The organism is Pseudidiomarina sp. (genome assembly GCF_048267825.1).
In the GTDB taxonomy this organism is placed as follows: domain Bacteria; phylum Pseudomonadota; class Gammaproteobacteria; order Enterobacterales; family Alteromonadaceae; genus Pseudidiomarina.
This window is the reverse complement of record NZ_JBLWWR010000003.1, coordinates 145613-163355: the sequence shown is the minus strand read 5'-3', so window position 1 is coordinate 163355 and position 17743 is coordinate 145613. Positions and strand designations below refer to the sequence as shown.

Here is a 17743-nt window from a genome sequence, read left to right as displayed (position 1 = left end):
CTCTGGAAATCGAACCCAGTCAAAACTCGAGGTATTCATGGCTATTATTCGTCAGGCTGATTTTATTGAGAGCATTGAAGATGCGCTGCAGTATATTTCTTATTACCACCCCTTAGATTTCGTGCAAGCGCTCGAAAAAGCTTACCATCGTGAACAGAGTGAAGCCGCAAAAAATGCGATTGCACAAGTACTGACGAATTCACGCATGTCCGCTCAAGGGCACCGCCCAATCTGTCAGGATACGGGAATTGTGACCTGTTTTGTGAAAGTAGGTATGGGTGTGCAGTGGGATAAAACCGATCTGACCGTGCAGCAAATGGTTGACGAAGGAACCCGTCGTGCCTACATGAATGCCGACAATCCATTGCGTGCATCCATTGTTGCTGACCCAGCAGGTAAGCGCAAGAATACTGGTGATAACACACCTGCAGTGGTTCATATTGATATGGTGCCGGGTGCGAATATTGAAGTTATGATTGCGGCAAAAGGTGGTGGCTCTGAGAATAAATCGAAGATGGCCATGCTCAATCCAAGTGACAATATTGCCGACTGGGTTGTTGAAACAATGCCAAAACTGGGTGCTGGTTGGTGTCCGCCGGGCATGATTGGATTAGGCATCGGTGGTACCGCCGAAAAATCAGCTGTGCTTGCTAAAGAAGCCCTGATGGACCCTGTTGATATACAAGAGCTATTGGACCGCGGTGCACAGAATGCCGAAGAAGAATTGCGTTTAGAAATTTATCACCGCGTGAATAAGCTAGGCATTGGTGCACAAGGGCTTGGCGGCGTGACCACGGTTATGGATGTGAAAATAAAAACCGCACCAACGCATGCGGCGTCGAAGCCAGTTACCTTAATTCCAAACTGCGCAGCAACGCGCCATGCACACTTCGTGCTTGATGGTTCCGGGCCGGCCGATCTTCAGCCACCTAAATTGGACGATTGGCCAGATATCACGTTTGAGTTAGGTGACGATGCACGCCGAGTAAACTTGGACACCGTAACCCAAGCTGATATCGAAACCTGGAAAACCGGTGAAACCGTGTTGTTGTCAGGTAAGATGTTAACCGGACGCGATGCAGCGCATAAGCGCATTAAGGATATGCTTGATAATGGCGAATCATTACCGGTGGATTTCACCAATAAATTTATCTATTACGTTGGGCCTGTTGATCCTGTCGGTGATGAGGTAGTGGGGCCTGCAGGGCCGACAACCGCAACAAGAATGGATAAATTCACCGACCTGATGCTGGATAAAACCGGTATTCTTGGCATGATCGGTAAAGCTGAACGCGGCCCTGAAACCGTTGAAAGTATTAAGCAACATAAAGCGGTTTATTTGATGGCCGTTGGTGGTGCAGCATATTTGGTTGCAAAAGCCATTAAAAAGGCACGCGTTGTTGCATTTGAAGATCTCGGTATGGAAGCGATTTACGAATTTGAAGTTGAAGATATGCCAGTCACCGTGGCAGTTGATAGCACGGGCGAAAACGCTCACGAAACCGGCCCAGCTATTTGGCGGGTAAAATTGGAAGCAGCAGATGCTTAATCTCGAATTGTGGCAGTTAGCGGCGGGTGCGGTAGCATCTGCTATAGTTGGGTTCGGCGTGGCGTGGCTAGTCGTCACGCCACGTGTGAGAGCAAAACACCAAGAAGCTGAGCAACAGCAAGCCTTTTTGGAAAGCCAACTGCAACAATTGCGCGAGCAAGCTGAACAGGTGCGCAGTGATTACGAACAGCGCTTACAGCGTGCTGAGGCGCAGTTACAGCATACGCAACAGCAGCGTAGTGACTTGCAGGCCGAGCTTGCCGGGGCGCGCGCAGAACTGAGTGCGAAAATACAAAGCGCTGAAGAGAAACAAAAGCTTCTTGAAGCGAGCGAAGAGCGATTAAAAAACGAGTTTGAACGTTTGGCTCAGCAGATTTTTGAGCAAAAGTCGGAGCGTTTACAAGCCAATAGTAAGCAAACCTTAGAAACCACGTTAGCGCCGTTCAAACAACAACTTGAAGCCTTTAAAAGCCAGGTAACGCAGCAGCATACCGAAGAGCTGAAGCAACGCTCTGAACTGACGACTCAAGTGAATACATTACGTGATTTGAACAAGCAAATGGCCGCGGAAGCTGAAGCGCTCACGCGGGCATTAAAAGGTGATACGAAAGCTCAAGGCAATTGGGGCGAAGTGGTGCTCGATAGAATATTGAGTCAATCCGGTTTGCGTGAAGGAAACGAATATGAAACCCAATCGCACCACCGTGATGAAGACGGCAAAAGCTTTAAACCTGACGTTGTTGTTCACTTACCCAATAACAAAGACGTGGTGATTGACTCCAAGGTATCGCTGGTGGCCTATGAGCGTTACTTTAACAGCGACGATGACGCTGCTCGCGAGGCTGCACTCGCTGAACACGTGAGTTCGTTGCGCAATCATATAAAAGGGCTCGGAAAGAAGAACTATCAACAGCTAGAAAGCGTTCGTACCCTCGATTATGTCTTGATGTTTATTCCAATTGAACCGGCATTTTTGTTGGCAGTTGATCGCGAACCTGAATTAATTCGCTTGGCGCTAGACAACAACATTATGCTGGTGAGCCCAACCAATTTGCTGGTGGCGCTGCGTACCGTTAATAATATTTGGCAATATGAATACCAAAATCAAAACGCGCAGGTCATTGCAACGGAGGCGACCAAACTTTATGACAAGTTTGTCGGTTTCATTGAAGATATGCAAAAAGTTGGTAATGCCATCGACAGCGTAAGAAAACACTATGACGGTGCGATGAATAAGTTATCGACAGGCCGAGGTAATTTAGTAGGGCGGGTTGAGAATTTCAGAAAACTGGGTGTGCAATCGTCCAAGCAAATCGATAGCAAATTACTCAATAATAACGAAACAGATAACGACGAAGAATAAGACAAAGAATAAGACAAAGAACAACAGGTGGCGCTGCGTATAGCGCCACCGGTTTTATACCGTATCTATGAACGTACTACCGAGCCCCACAAGTCGTACTCATCGGCGTGTTCAATTTCAACTTCAACTTTATCGCCAGGCTGAACATTTAATTCGCCATTTAGGTACACCAAACCGTCAATTTCCGGCGCATCTGCGTAGCTGCGACCAATTGCACCTTCTTCATCAACCTCGTCGATAAGAACAGTTAGCGTGCGGCCAATTTTTGCCTGCAGACGAGCGGCACTAATCTCTTGCTGCACTTCCATAAAACGCGCGTAACGTGCTTGTTTAACGTCCTCTGGAACTGGATCCGGCAGTTCATTGGCCTTAGCGCCTTCAACGTCGGAATACGTGAAGCAGCCAACCCGATCCAATTGTGCTTCGCGTAAGAACTGCAACAATTCTTCAAATTCTTCTTCAGTTTCACCCGGGAAACCTACAATAAAGGTGCTGCGAATGGTTAAGTCTGGACAAACTTCACGCCACTTTTGAATGCGTTCAAGCGTGCGTTCGGCTGAGCCCGGGCGCTTCATCATTCGCAGGATACGCTTGTTGGCATGCTGCAGTGGAATATCAAGATAAGGCAGCAATTTGCCAGCGGCCATCAACGGAATCACGTCATCAACACTTGGGTACGGATAAACATAGTGCAGACGAACCCAAATACCCAGTTCGCCGAGCGCTTCACAAAGCGCCTGCATGCTTGTTTTTACCGGCTTGCCATCCCAGAATCCGGTTTTATGCTTCACATCTACACCATAGGCGCTGGTATCTTGCGATATGACCAGCAGTTCTTTTACACCCGCATTCGCAAGGCGCTGTGCTTCACTTAGCACATCACCAATAGGGCGGCTAACAAGGTCGCCGCGCATCGATGGAATAATACAGAAGGTACAACGGTGGTTGCAGCCTTCCGAAATTTTTAGGTACGCAAAGTGACGAGGCGTCAATTTGACACCCGTGTCGGGAACCAAGTTTTCAAAAGGAATGTGTTGTGGTTGCGGCACATATTTATGAACGTGCCCCATAACTTCTTCGTATGCATGTGGGCCGGTAATCGCCAACACATTGGGATGCACTTCACGAATCTCGTCGTCTTTTGCACCCAGGCAGCCAGTAACAATAACTTTGCCATTTTCATTTAACGCTTCGCCAATTGCATCTAGAGACTCTTGCACCGCTGAGTCGATAAATCCGCAGGTGTTCACAATGACCATGTCGGCGTTATCGTAACTGTTGACGATATCGTAGCCCTCAGTGCGCAATTGCGTAAGGATTCGCTCAGAATCGACGAGGTTTTTAGGGCAGCCTAAACTCACAAAGCCAATACGGGCGGCTTCATTCGGTGCTTTAGTGGGTTGGAAATTTTCGACAGTCATTCATGCGCTCGCAGTTTGCGTTAAAACGCGAATTATACCACGGCTGATTTAACGTTGCCTATTCGGGTTGCAACCAGGTTTCTTGTGCTTGCTGAAATTTAGGATTGTTCTGCACCGCGGGGATTATTTGGTTAATGCGCTTAATGGTGTCTGCTCCCCAACTGTTGCGTGTACAAGCAACAGCACCAATGACCTCTTCACCAGCCAATTGAGCTATCGGTAAAAACGCGAGGTTACGACCTTCAGTTGCTTCATAAAAGCGTTTTAGCATCGGGTAATCAATGGTGAAATCAAGACGATTGCCTAAAATCATCGACATCATGCTGGTGTTTGCAGTTTCACCAGCTAGGTCTGTATGTTGTGATGTGCCAATTAAGTGTTCATCGAGAAGAGGCTGTAATTTACCGTACAAACGCCCCACAGGTTGACCAAACCGATAAGATTGATCGGAAAGCATTGCTTTTAAATCAACTGGATTACCATATTTTGACGTGAGCTCAGCAACGAGCTCAGGGCGGGTAATAATGCCATGCGATGGATACGTATAAGTCGGATCAGAATACTCAATGAGGCTCTGTTCTTCTTGCCGGTGAATCATGCATGGATAACAAAGATTCTTTTCCTGCTGCCACAGCATGCCTATACGTAATCGCGGTAAGCGCTCAACTTTGTGCTTGGAGGTAGGCATCGCATCAATCAAAGCATCAACAAAAGCATCACAAACCCCTTGCTGCGCTAAGGGGCCGCTAACAATGTGAAAAGGTGGTGAAATCGTAGCCGCCCAAGTGATTTCATGATGACTTGTCCGCTCCGAAGCACCTCCGAACAGGGGAAGTACTAAAGCTAAGCTAAGTAATCCTTTTTTTATCATAATGTTTAGTAAATGTTTTGTTGCATAATATTAAAATAATAATCAGGTTAACGAATGATTGCTAGCCCCATTCGTCGAGAATCTTATGTGATCGACCCACATTGCTGTTGCGCCACATACAGCGACGGGAATCATGACCAAGTTTACCAGTGGAATACTTGCGAGTATCGCAACAATGCAGCCAAAGGATAAGCTCTTTCCAGACCGTTGCCAGAGTTCAGCACGCATGGTGCGAAAAGGTACCTTATGGTTATCAAAGGGGTAATCAGCGTATTGGATGGTCATCATCCAACCACCAAATAAAAACCACAAAAGCTGCCCCAGTACAGGTACAAATATCAGCAATAAGCCGAAGCCTAAAATTCGTGGTATGAAGTAGAGGATTTTTTGAAATTCACGACCAATGATACGCGGGATATCGCGTATCATACCCGAGACTCCGCCGTCCGCCGGACCGCTGCCCGTTAATTTAAATTCTACTTTTTCCGCCAGTAAACTATTAAATGGCGACGCGATAATATTCGCTACACTGGTAAAAGTAAGCGCAAAAATAAGTACGATACCAATAACAATTAATGGCCATAGCAACAGTTCCAACCAAGCTAAATAACCAGGCAGCCATGCCATTAACTGGCCAACCCACTGTGTGGTGTAGTGAAACGTTGCGTAGATAGCAAAGCTAAATAATAGAATATTGATACTCAAAGGAATCAGTACATAACGGCGAACACCTTTTTGAAAAGCGAGCTCGAAACCGCGGGCGATGTAACTACCGCCGAATTCACTGTAAACGGGCATATCGTTCCACCTAAATTCTTATGTTTACGTACACTTTACGGTACTGAAGTATAGCGTGGTAAAGTGTTAAAATTTGCTTGAAAATGTAAGGGTTAGTTAACCATTCTAGAACGTGTAAAGCTATTACAAAATTTCCAATTATCTGCTAATGTCGAATGGACAGTAAAACACTGGATGTTTCTTCAACTGGTAGCGAACTCATAACGATTATAAATGCGCCTAAAACACATTAAATTGGTCGGTTTCAAATCGTTTGTCGACCCAACCAAAGTGCCATTCCCACACCAAATGACGTGTGTTGTTGGGCCGAACGGTTGCGGTAAGTCGAACGTCATAGATGCGGTACGCTGGGTTCTTGGTGAGAGCTCGGCGAAAAACCTTCGTGGCGATGCCATGACTGATGTCATTTTTAATGGTTCAAACTCACGCAAGCCTGTTTCACAAGCCAGCGTTGAACTGGTCTTTGATAATTCTTCTGGGCGTATTCAGGGTGAATACGCCAATTATGCTGAAATATCAGTAAAACGACTCGTTACACGTGATGGCCGCTCCGACTACTTCCTGAATAATAGCAAATGCAGACGTCGGGATATCACCGATTTATTCCTAGGCACCGGGCTTGGGCCGCGTAGTTATGCCATTATTGAACAAGGCATGATTTCGCGACTTATTGAGTCTAAACCGCAAGAGCTGCGCGTTTTTCTTGAAGAAGCCGCTGGCATCTCAAAATATAAAGAGCGTCGCCGCGAAACTGAAAATCGCATGCAACATACCCGTGACAATCTTGATCGGTTAAATGATGTACGCGACGAGTTAGGTACACAGCTCGATAAGTTACAACGCCAGGCTTCAGCCGCCCGCCGATATAAAGAACTTAAAGCCCAGGAACGCAAGTTCAAAGCCGAACTTCAAGCTTTGCGTTGGCTTGCACAAGAGCAACAGGCCGAGAGTATTCGAGCCACAATTCGCGAATATGAAACAGAGCTTGAACGGTGGCTGGCTGAGCAGCGTGGCAGCGAGCGCGGTACTATTGAGTTGCGTGAATTGGCGGAAGAAACCAAGCAGAAGCTTGATGAGGTGCAGCAGCTTTATTATCAATTGGGTAATGACATCACGCGTACCGAGCACGAGCTGCAGTCGCACCGTCAGCAGCAACAGCAACGTGAGCAACGCCAAAGTCAGCTGCAGGCAGAGCTAACCCAACATGAACAAACATTGGCAGCTGATGATGAACAACGACAAGAACTCGAAGCACAGCGTCAGCTGCTTCTGCCAGAACAAGAAATTGCAGAACATGCTTTAGAAGAAGCAACTGCACGGTTTGAAGCGGACGAAGCGGCTTGGTTACAGTGGCAGGATGGTTATCAGCGCCATTTAGATGCACAGCAACGTCAGCGTGAACAGTTTCAGCAGGTGCAATTGAAACAGCAGCGCATTGAGCATCAACAGCAACGTGTTCAGGATGATTTGCAGCGCACCGCAGCTGAAATTGAAGAAATTAAACAGCAACAGAACGAGCTGGTCGATACTGCTTTGCAACAGCAAGTTGAGCAATTGAAGTCGCAGCGTGAGCAATTGCAGCAAGAAATAACGTCAACTGAGCAAGGGCTAGCAGAATCTCAATCGCAATTGAGTCACGTGCAACAGCAGCGCGAAACCGTGCAAATGGAACAGCAGCGCCTAATTGGTCGCCAAAGCTCGTTGGAGCACTTACTTCAAGCAGCCCAAGCTAAAGACTGGCCTCAGGCAGTAAAAGCCTGGCTTGATCAGCAAGGTATTGAGACCTTGGGCCAGGTTCGTGATCTACTGAAGGTTGAGCGAAGCTGGCAATATGCAGCTGAGCAAGTAGCCAGTAATTGGATGGACGCATGGGTTGTTGCCGGTCAGCCGAATGACTGGCCACAACAACTTGGTGCGCAGTTGGTTGTTCTGGCTAATAAGGTTCCACCAGAGCGCAGTTTAGCGCGTTTCGTAGAAGGGCCTTTGCAACAATGGCCGGTGTTGCAGCAGCTGGAATGCATTGATGACAAGCTGCATGCTGCAAACCCAACTGACGCAAATATGGCGCAGATTTCTGCAGCCGGACAATTGTGGACTGCAGAAGGGTATCAAGCTGCGAGCATCGCTTCAGGCGATAGCCAATTGGCGCAGCAAAACGAACTAACACAAACGCAGGAAGCGCTTCGACAGTTAGAGCTACAACTGGCCAACTTCGCGGTTGAGCAAGACGAGTTGAAGCAAACAATTTCTGAGCAGCAAGTGAACCGCGACACAATGCGGGAACAGTTGAGCGATATTCAAGCGCAGCACGCGAGCCTTACCGATAAACTCTCATGGCACCAGCAGCAACGTGAAAAATTAGCAGAAAAGCAACATGCAATTACGTTGCAGAGAGCTGAGTGGCAAGCACAGTTAGAGCAGTTACAGATAGACAATGAAACGCTCGAAGCAGAAGCTGAAACCGTCGAGTTGCAGCAAACCGGCGACGATGAAAATGAATGGCAACAGCGTCGCACGGCCTTGCAAACGTCACGGCAGCACGCGCGCGAATTAATGAGCTCAGCGCAGACTCAAGTGCAACAACTTACGATGCAGCTTCAACAAATAGAATCGCAGTTGACGCACCATCAAACGCTGGTAAGCCGTGTGCAACAGCAACGTCAGCAAGCGCTAGAACAGTTAGCTTTGCTGGATGCGCCTGATAGCGATGCACAGGAAGAACTCGAGGTGCTCGCTTTGCAGTTGGAGGAGCTTATTCAAAGCCGTGAGCAAGTGGATGAGGAGCGCCGGGAGTGGGCCAATAAATTAAGCGAACAGGAAGCAAAGATTCGTGAGATAAGCTCGGGAACTCAAGGAGTTCAGGGACAAATTGAAAAAGTACGAGCCCAGCTTCAAAGTAGCCAGATGGAGCTAGCAGCACTGCAGGAACGCACGCGCAACGTACTCGCGGTATTACAAGAGATGCAACAACCGCTGAAGCCAGTGCTCGAAGAACTCGCTGAAGAAGCGAATGAAAAAGCTTGGCAAGCAGAGCTGGAACGTTTACAAAATGCAATACAACGCCTCGGCGCAATAAATCTTGCTGCAATTGATGAAGCGGAGACGTTAGCCGAGCGTAAACAGTATTTAGATCAGCAAAATGACGACCTCGCGGCCTCATTAGAAACGCTTGAAAGTGCGATACGTAAAATTGACAAAGAAACCCGGCAGCGTTTCAGAGCAACCTACGATGCGGTAAATACTGGGTTACAGGAGTTGTTTCCTAAAGTGTTTGGCGGTGGCAGTGCCTATTTAGATCTTACCGATGATGATTTATTGGAAACGGGTGTAACCATTATGGCTCGCCCGCCTGGTAAGAAAAACAGCACAATTCATCTGCTTTCGGGTGGTGAAAAAGCTTTAACGGCTTTATCATTAGTGTTTGCAATCTTTCGTTTGAACCCGGCACCATTTTGTTTACTTGATGAGGTGGACGCGCCATTGGATGATGCTAACGTTGGGCGTTTTTGCCGCTTGGTTGAAGAAATGTCGACCTCCGTGCAATTTATTTACATTAGCCATAACAAAGTGGCTATGGAAATGGCATCGCACTTGGCAGGGGTGACCATGCAAGAGGCTGGGGTGTCGAGACTAGTCGCGGTTGATATCGATGAAGCTGTGGCGCTTACAGAAGCGTCCTAAAAATAATAACGAATTGGCAAGTGAGTAGCATGTTATGAGTACGATGCAGATTGTTTTTAGTATCATCGGGTTAGTGCTAATCGCCGCGATTGTGGGTCACGGTGTTTGGACCATCCGTCGCAATGAAAAGCTACAGCGCGAACGCGTCGAGGCCATAGAGAAAAAGCGTCGGCAAGCAAATTCGAATGGTTTTGATGATGATGGCGTAGGCACTGTGCGCGTGGTGAAACGAACCTCGCAGCAGCAGGCTAGTTCAGAAACAACGCCACCCGATTTAGGCAAATCGGAGCAAAGGCAGCAACCTGCGTCACCAATACGTGCGACAGCAGATGATTCTGATATCGAAATACCTGAAATGAAAGTAGAGGCAGCAGAAGCTCCTGAGCGTAAGCCTGCCCCTCGTAAGGCGGTTGCAGAAACAGCTCCAAAATCAGTAGAGGAACCGTTACAACCTGCGCAACAAAGTATGGATCTTCCGCTTGAACGCAGTGACGATGAGCCTATTCTTAATGAAGAACCCGAAGAAGTTATCGTATTGCATGTAACCGGTGACATACAGGGGGCTGTGCTGTTGCAGCAAATGACCGAACTAGGGTTTAAATTCGGTGATTTTGATATTTTTCATCGTCATGTTGATACAGCGGGTAATGGCTCCGTACTGTTTAGTCTTGCCAACATGTTTAATCCCGGCAGCTTTAACATCGATACTATCGAAACTTTCCAGACAGATGGTGTTGCATTATTTTTGGCGTTACCCATTAAAAGCAACTCGTTGCAGGCATTTACTATGATGCACAACGCGGCCGTTAAGTTAGCCAACGCCATTGGGCGGGGGCAAGTACTCGATGAGCACCGAAACCCTTTGACGCGTCAGGCAGTTCAGCATATCCACCAGCGCATCCGCGAATTTGAGCGTAAACGCCTAATTAAACATACCTAATCCTATGACCAAAGATTTATTTGATGATCAACCCGCAGTGCAACCCAAAGCAGCGTTGCGGGTTGCGGAATTGCGGGAGTTGTTAACCCGATACAATCGCGAATACTATGAGCTCGACCAACCCTCGGTGCCTGATGCTGAGTATGATCGATTATTTCGCGAACTGGTGGAGCTCGAACACGCTCACCCTGAGCTAAAAAGTGATGACTCGCCGACTCAGAAAGTTGGCGGTCAGGCACTTGATGCGTTTACTCAAGTTACCCATGAAACGCCCATGCTAAGTCTCGATAACGCCTTTGCCGAGACGGAGTTTGATGCATTTGTGCATCGGGTCATGGAGCGTCTTGATAGCGCATCTGATATTGCGTTTTGTTGTGAACCAAAGCTTGATGGCGCCGCCGTTAGTATTTTATATGAAGACGGTTCGTTGGTGCGTGCAGCCACTCGTGGCGACGGGCAAACCGGTGAGGATATCACGGCAAATGTTCGGACTATTCGCAATGTACCCTTGCAGCTTTCAGGCAACTTCCCGCGCCGGTTAGAAGTGCGTGGTGAGGTGTTTATGCCAACGCATGCTTTTGAGCAATATAATGAACGTGCGTTAGCGGCCGGCGAGAAGGTTTTTGCAAACCCGCGTAATGCTGCAGCGGGTAGTTTACGGCAACTCGATTCACATATTACGGCAAAACGGCCGTTGCACTTTTACGCTTATAGTATGGGTGTGGTGAGCGATGATTGTGATTTGGCAACAACACATTTTGACCGCTTACAGCAGCTAACGACTTGGGGCTTACCAATTAGTAACGAAGTAAAAGTGGTCAGCAAGCCCGCAGACTGTAAAACTTACTATGAAGACATATTGAACCGCAGAAACAGCCTACGTTATGAAATTGACGGCATTGTATTGAAAGTTAATTCAATTGCGCAGCAGGATGATCTTGGCTTCGTGTCGCGCGCACCAAGGTGGGCTATCGCCTGGAAGTTTCCGGCTCAAGAAGAGTTAACAATTATTCGCGGCGTTGACTTTCAAGTTGGTAGAACAGGTGCAATCACGCCGGTCGCTCGGCTGGAACCCGTCGCAGTTGGTGGCGTGGTGGTTTCAAACGCGACCCTGCATAATGCTGATGAAATTGAACGGTTAGATATTCGTATTGGCGATACAGTTATTGTTCGCCGGGCGGGAGACGTTATTCCGCAGGTCGTACAGGTTGTTCATGAACGCCGGTCTGAGCAAAACCGAAAGATTGAATTCCCGCAAAGGTGTCCAATTTGCGACTCTCACATTGAGCGGGTTGAAGGTGAGGCTGTAGCGCGCTGCACTGGGGGGCTCATCTGCGCTGCACAACGGCGCGAAGCACTTAAACATTTTGCGTCACGTAAAGCCATGGATATAGACGGACTGGGCGATAAGCTTATCGAACAATTGGTTGAGCGTGAGTGGATTAAGTCGCCTGCTGACTTATACCGTTTACGTTCGCGCGAACTGGCTCACTTGCCGCGCATGGGTGAGAAGTCGGCTGAAAAAATTATTGCTGCGATTGCAAAAAGTAAACAGACCACGTTACCGCGTTTCCTGTTTGGCCTTGGTATTCGTGAAGTTGGTGAGGCAACTGCGGCAAACCTAGCGGCTCATTTTGGCGAGTTATCGGCAATTGCTAGCGCGACAATGGACGAACTTGTGCAAGTGAGTGATGTTGGTGAGATTGTTGCAAGCCATATTTTTCAATTTTTCCGTGAGCCCCATAACCAACAAGTTATCGACCAACTGATTGAGCTGGGAATAACATGGCCTGCCGTTGAGAAACTGGCAGCCAGCGAAGCTACGCTGGCTGGCAATACTTATGTACTGACGGGAACACTGAGTCAAATGACACGTGATGATGCAAAACGTGCTTTGCAGGCGCGCGGCGCAAAAGTATCGGGAAGTGTGTCGGCAAAAACTACGGCGGTGATTGCGGGCGACAATGCGGGCTCAAAACTCACGAAAGCAGAGCAGCTGGGTGTACCGGTATTGAGCGAGGCCGAACTGCTCGACCTGCTCAATTAATCGATGTACTTAAGACTGTGTGTTTAACCGGGTTACATCAACATAGAGTTTGAGTTGTTGGCCCGGTTGCAAATAGTTCTGACGGCTTATTTGGTTCCACTTCTCAATATCGGTAATGGTTACACTGAACCGTGAAGCAATAAGTGCCAGGGAGTCGCCAGAGCGCACCTTGTAATTTAGGCTACGCACTACGCCAGAAGGTTTTTCGGATTGCGGTAGCCAAACCACAAGCGTTTTGCCTGGGCGCAATGGATCAGTCGGTGCCATGCCATTCCAGCTCGCCAGACTGCGCAGATTGACGTTATATTCACGACTGATATCCCACAACGTATCACCACGAACTACATCGTGCTCAACTTTATATGCACCGCGCGATTGCGACTGTTTAGAAACCAAACGTTGCTCAGCTGACAAGTTGTAATCATCCAGGTCTCGGGTTGCTACCGGAACCAAAAGGAAATCGCCAGCACGAATAATGTGCCCATTTATATTGTTGGCGCGCTGTATGGCTGTTGCCGTTGTGTGATATTGCTTCGCAATAACCAGCAAACTTTCACCAGACTTCACCTTGTGGCGCGTCCATTGCACCAGTTCTTTGCTGTCCGCGGTTTCTAGCCACGCTTGTAGCCGTTCGGCGTGTTCTATCGGTAACAACAAACGGTGCGGACCAACAGGATCGGTCGCCCATCGGTTATATGCCGAATTAAAGTGATGCAGGGTATCGAGATCAAGCTCAGCCATTTCTGCAGCTTTAGCTAAATCGATCTGGCTGTGCGCATTAACAACGGCTAAATACGGTTTGTTTTCGATAGGCAGCCAATGTTTTGCGTAGTCTTCACGATTTTTTAAGATATCAGCTAAGGCAAGTAATTTGGGTACATAAGCGCGGGTTTCACGGGGCAGGTCGAGTGACCAGAAGTCGGTTGGTTTGCCAGCTCGCTTGTTCTTTCGAATCGCGTTGGCAACCCGGCCCTCACCTGAGTTGTATGCGGCCAACGCATGCAGCCAGTCGCCATCAAAGCGCTTTTGCAGTGCATCTAAATAATCGAGGGCAGCATGAGTTGCCGCGTAAACGTCACGACGGCCGTCGTACCACCAATTGATTTCTAAGCCATAATGGCGCGCTGTTCCAGGAATAAACTGCCATACGCCAGCTGCACGGCCGTGCGAATATGCGAATGGGTCAAACGCACTTTCGACAATGGGTAATAACGCCAACTCAAGTGGCATGCCACGCCGTTCAATTTCGTCAACAATCAAGTACATGAACGGTTGGGCACGGGTGGCGACGCGTTCCATGTAACGTGGGTTTTTCATGTACCAATTGCGTTGACTTACCAAACGAGGTAGCTCAGGTGCGTTAAAGGTTAGCTGGCGGCGAATGCGCTGCCACAAGTCAGCTTCTTGCTGAGGCGTAAGCTCAACGACAGCAACTTCCTCTTCAACCTGCGCATCGGCGTCGGTTGGTTCGCTTGCAACGTCATCGGGTTCTGCGACTGGGTTTTCGGGCACGGTGATAACCGCAACTTCGTCATCCGCTGGCGCGTTGTTCCAAGGCGTTAAAGAACAGCCGGTAATCAGGCTGGTAGAGATTGCTAGTGCTAACCATTTTTTCATGTACTTCATTCCAAAACTCGAAAGTGCTTGCAGTTTACGGGATTAAAACTGGTCTTTCCACTGCCGTAACTTTGCAAATTGCTCAGTTGAGGCGGCCCGTAAAAATGGATTTATTTGTTTTTCTAACCCGATCGTACTGGGTAAGGTTTTCAGCCCATGAGCTCGTAATTGCTTAACCTGTTCACTGTATTGGCTTATAGCGGCATTATCAGGTTCTGCTGTTAAGGCAAACTCGATATTTGCAGCTGTGTACTCATGAGCACAATAGACGTTGGTATTGTCCGGTAGTTCAGCTAAGCACTGTAAAGAATTGTGAAATTGCTCCGGGGTGCCTTCGAACATGCGACCACAACCGGCTGAAAATAATGTGTCGCCAACAAATGCGTGACCAGGCGTATAGAAGCAAATGTGGTCAAGTGTATGCCCCGGCGTTTCAAATACAGTGAATTCGCGCTCACCGCCAACGGGGGTAAAACGTTCAAGGTGCCCTAATCGATGAGTAACGCCTTGAATGTCGCTGCCGCGTGGACCATACACGGATACAGGATAATCTTTCAGTAAAGGAAGTAAGCCGTTAGTATGGTCCCAATGATGGTGGGTTATAAAAAAGGCTGAAATTTTTACGTCGTGGTGGCGCAGCCATTCACGCACGGGTTGGTCATCACCGGGGTCAACAATGATGGCATCACTACCATTGTACATTTGAATAGCCCAAATATAGTTATCATCAAATGCAGGAATTGCTGAAATATGCATGGAGTCACCAGTTTGCTTTTAAGTTCGGTTCATAACACCTTTATAGGTGTTGATTATAAAGGGAGCAAGCAATGATGTTAACGCCTGCGCGCCGAGAAAGCGCGAATGAAGGCCCAACAAGCTGGCAGCAAATGCCTCACGGCACTTGGATGCAACAGCAATTGAGTCAGGTTTTAGCGCCACACAGTGCCAAAATATTTGGTTATTACTTAGCTCGCGTTGGTCACTTGGCGAAAGAATTAGAGCTACCTGATTTGCGGGTTCGCCATCAGTTTTCTGCGGCCCAGTATGGCGAGAGTGACATTCTTGCTGAACTTGAGTACTGGCCATTTGCAGAGAATGCTCTTGATGCTGTGATGATGATTGGGCAACTCGAGTTTGAACGCGATCCGCACCAAGTGCTTAGGGAAATGAGTCGCAGCCTTATCGCTGATGGTTATTTACTTATTGCTGGATTTAACCCTTTTAGTCCCTCGGTATTAACGGGATGCTGGCCCGGAAACACAAGGCAACCGCCGTGGAATGGTCGCTATTTTAGTAAAGCCCGTATTACCGACTGGTTGTCACTACTTAATTTTGAGATTATGGACGCAGGGTACGTTGCACCCACACTCATGATAGGCAAAACGACTCGCGCTGATTTTGGGTTAGCGGGTATAACACGGTTTATCCCACAACTTAGCAGCATGTATTACATTGTTGCGAGAAAACGGGAGTTTCCACTAACTGTCATGCGTGTTAAGAAGCGAATGAAACCGCAGATGAATGGTCTACCTATTGCTAATCGCGTAAAGTAACTCATGTATTGAACTAAAAAATAGGAGTTGTTGATGTTAAGTTCACAAGAATTGTGCGCGCAAGCACGGAGTAACGTTAGCGAAGTTGATGTGCATGAATTGCAACAAAAAATTGCCGAAGGCGCACGTGTAATTGATGTGCGCGAGCCAGGCGAATTTGCAGCAGGGCACATTCGACAAGCCGTTAACATGCCGCGCGGCGTTCTAGAAATGCAGATTAATCAGCACCCAGCTGTTGCTGGCTATGATGATGCGCTGCAGCGTATTGCTGCAGAACCACTTTATTTGATTTGTCGTTCTGGGGGACGCTCAGCGTTAGCCGCAGAATCATTGGCACGCATGGGGTTTGATAAGGCAAAAGTTATTTCTGTTGTTGGCGGAATGCAGGCATGGGAAGAAGCCAAATACCCGCAAGTTGCCGGCGAATAATCAGCTATCTGGATTAAAGCCTGTATCCTCAAGTAAGTCTTTACCACTTGCAGCGATACGGGCTAATTCATCACAACGCTCATTTTGCGGATGTCCCGCATGACCTTTTACCCAGTCCCAACGTATCGTATGCAGCTGCGTGGCAGCATCGAGTGCTTGCCAGAGATCGGCGTTTTTCACCGGTTTTCGATTCGAGGTACGCCAGCCATTTTTTTTCCAGTTATGTATCCAGCTTTGTATGCCTTGGCGTAAGTACTGACTATCTGTCGTAACCACCACATCACAGGCACGCGTAAGCGCTTCTAAACCCCGAATAGCTGCAAGCATCTCCATACGGTTATTGGTTGTTAACTGGTAGCCTTGAGCCAACTCTTTATGATGCTTTCCATACTCAATAACGACACCATAGCCGCCAGGCCCGGGATTACCAAGGCAAGAGCCGTCGGTATAGATGTGTACTTGCTTCATGTTTGATACTCGTTGTTCGTTAATCGTTAATCGTTATTGGTATTAGTGTGTCTGTTTTTCAGAACAACAACAAGCTCCGCAATCGAATAGCCTTTAAAAGGAAGTTTCTGCTAGACTGGCCGTCCTTAAACGAACAACGAACAACGAACAACGAACAACGAACAACGAACAACGAACAACGAACAACGAGTAACTAAGATGCGCCAAATAATATTAGATACCGAAACCACAGGCCTCGACCCCGCCCAAGGACACCGAATCATCGAAATTGGTGCGCTTGAGATTATTGGGCGCAAGCCAACGGGGCGTACCTTCCATGCTTATATCAATCCACAGCGTGTGGTTGAGCAAGAAGCAATCGAAGTACATGGAATAACAAATGAATTTTTGGAAGATAAGCCGGTTTTTTCGCAAGTAGCTGCTGAATTTCTTGATTTCATCAACGGTGCCGAACTGGTCATTCATAACGCCGCGTTTGATGTTGGCTTTATGGATCACGAGTTTGCCTTGTTGCGTGATGGCACTGGAAAAACAACAGATTACTGCACTGTACTCGATACCTTAATGCTGGCGCGGGAAATGCGACCCGGTCAGAAGAATAACCTGGATGCGCTGTGCCGCGCCTACGGAATTGACAACTCGAACCGAACCTTTCACGGCGCATTATTAGACGCTGAGTTGCTTGCCGATGTATATCTGATGATGACCGGTGGGCAAACGAAACTCGAGTTGGCTGCAAACTTGAAAGGAAATCAGGGCGAACAGTCCACTGGGTGGACCCGAGTTGAGCAAAAAACTGCGCTTAAAATTGTTCGCGCAACGCAGGAAGAAGAACAAGCACATCGCGATAGGATAAAGATAATCGACAACGCGCTTTGGTCGTAGACTATCGAGTTTTGAGCCGTTTTGCTGGTTTTTCATGCAAACGATTCAAAAGTTGAAAAAAAAGGTTGACGATAGTAGCAGGCGCTCGTAATATTCGCTCCGCATTCAGGGGGACCCACCC

At 47.9% G+C, this 17743-nt stretch carries 14 protein-coding genes; 8 read left to right on the top strand and 6 right to left on the bottom strand.

The annotated features are described in order from the left end of the window. The first annotated feature begins 37 nt into the window (after window positions 1-37). Entirely contained in the window at window positions 38-1549 is a 1512-nt protein-coding gene (locus tag ACN0UN_RS04900; protein WP_128351977.1) for a fumarate hydratase, read from the top strand. After that, window positions 1542-2912 carry a DNA recombination protein RmuC gene (gene rmuC / locus ACN0UN_RS04895; RefSeq protein WP_417658987.1) on the top strand — a complete coding sequence of 457 codons (1371 nt, stop codon included), beginning with the start codon at window positions 1542-1544 and terminating at the stop codon, window positions 2910-2912. The genes ACN0UN_RS04900 and rmuC overlap by 8 nt, the downstream gene beginning before the upstream one ends. A gap of 65 nt (window positions 2913-2977) precedes the next feature. Here the strand turns inward: rmuC and rimO are convergent, their stop codons facing one another. From rimO to cysZ, 3 genes are read right to left on the bottom strand one after another with little or no spacing between them, the layout of a single operon-like run. Beyond that, on the bottom strand, window positions 2978-4333 hold the full coding sequence (gene rimO, locus ACN0UN_RS04890; protein ID WP_417658986.1) for a 30S ribosomal protein S12 methylthiotransferase RimO: 1356 nt from the start codon (window positions 4331-4333) through the stop codon (window positions 2978-2980). 58 nt (window positions 4334-4391) lie between these two features. Then, a complete protein-coding gene (locus ACN0UN_RS04885; RefSeq protein ID WP_417658985.1) occupies window positions 4392-5204 on the bottom strand; it encodes a hypothetical protein in 813 nt (270 codons plus the stop codon). 42 nt (window positions 5205-5246) lie between these two features. After that, window positions 5247-6002: a sulfate transporter CysZ gene (gene cysZ / locus ACN0UN_RS04880; protein ID WP_417658984.1), complete on the bottom strand. Its 756-nt coding sequence runs from the start codon at window positions 6000-6002 to the stop codon at window positions 5247-5249. A gap of 213 nt (window positions 6003-6215) precedes the next feature. On the opposite strand from cysZ, the gene smc reads away from it, so the two are divergent. The 3 genes from smc to ligA are packed head-to-tail and all read left to right on the top strand — an operon-like array spanning window position 6216 to window position 12670. Next, complete coding sequence (gene smc, locus ACN0UN_RS04875) at window positions 6216-9683, top strand: chromosome segregation protein SMC (RefSeq protein WP_417658983.1); 3468 nt, start codon at window positions 6216-6218, stop codon at window positions 9681-9683. Window positions 9684-9717: 34 nt separating this feature from the next. Then, a complete protein-coding gene (gene zipA / locus ACN0UN_RS04870; protein ID WP_417658982.1) occupies window positions 9718-10623 on the top strand; it encodes a cell division protein ZipA in 906 nt (301 codons plus the stop codon). 4 nt (window positions 10624-10627) lie between these two features. Further along, a complete protein-coding gene (gene ligA / locus ACN0UN_RS04865; RefSeq protein ID WP_417658981.1) occupies window positions 10628-12670 on the top strand; it encodes an NAD-dependent DNA ligase LigA in 2043 nt (680 codons plus the stop codon). 9 nt (window positions 12671-12679) lie between these two features. Here ligA and ACN0UN_RS04860 read toward each other — a convergent pair whose 3' ends face one another. After that, window positions 12680-14287, bottom strand: coding sequence for a LysM peptidoglycan-binding domain-containing protein (locus ACN0UN_RS04860; RefSeq protein ID WP_417658980.1), 1608 nt, complete (start codon window positions 14285-14287; stop codon window positions 12680-12682). A gap of 42 nt (window positions 14288-14329) precedes the next feature. Next, entirely contained in the window at window positions 14330-15043 is a 714-nt protein-coding gene (gene gloB, locus ACN0UN_RS04855; RefSeq protein ID WP_417658979.1) for a hydroxyacylglutathione hydrolase, read from the bottom strand. A gap of 71 nt (window positions 15044-15114) precedes the next feature. Between gloB and ACN0UN_RS04850 the strand changes: the two genes are divergently transcribed. Next, the gene (locus ACN0UN_RS04850) at window positions 15115-15840 is read left to right on the top strand and encodes a methyltransferase domain-containing protein (protein WP_417658978.1); all 726 of its coding nucleotides are present in this window, start codon (window positions 15115-15117) and stop codon (window positions 15838-15840) included. Window positions 15841-15873: 33 nt separating this feature from the next. Next, window positions 15874-16269: a rhodanese-like domain-containing protein gene (locus ACN0UN_RS04845; protein WP_128351966.1), complete on the top strand. Its 396-nt coding sequence runs from the start codon at window positions 15874-15876 to the stop codon at window positions 16267-16269. On the opposite strand, the gene rnhA is transcribed toward ACN0UN_RS04845, so the two are convergent. Beyond that, window positions 16270-16737 carry a ribonuclease HI gene (gene rnhA / locus ACN0UN_RS04840; protein ID WP_417658977.1) on the bottom strand — a complete coding sequence of 156 codons (468 nt, stop codon included), beginning with the start codon at window positions 16735-16737 and terminating at the stop codon, window positions 16270-16272. Window positions 16738-16935: 198 nt separating this feature from the next. Here rnhA and dnaQ point away from each other — a divergent pair, with 198 nt between their 5' ends. Further along, window positions 16936-17622, top strand: a complete 687-nt coding sequence (gene dnaQ, locus ACN0UN_RS04835; RefSeq protein ID WP_417658976.1) for a DNA polymerase III subunit epsilon — start codon at window positions 16936-16938, stop codon at window positions 17620-17622. Window positions 17623-17743 lie beyond the last annotated feature (121 nt).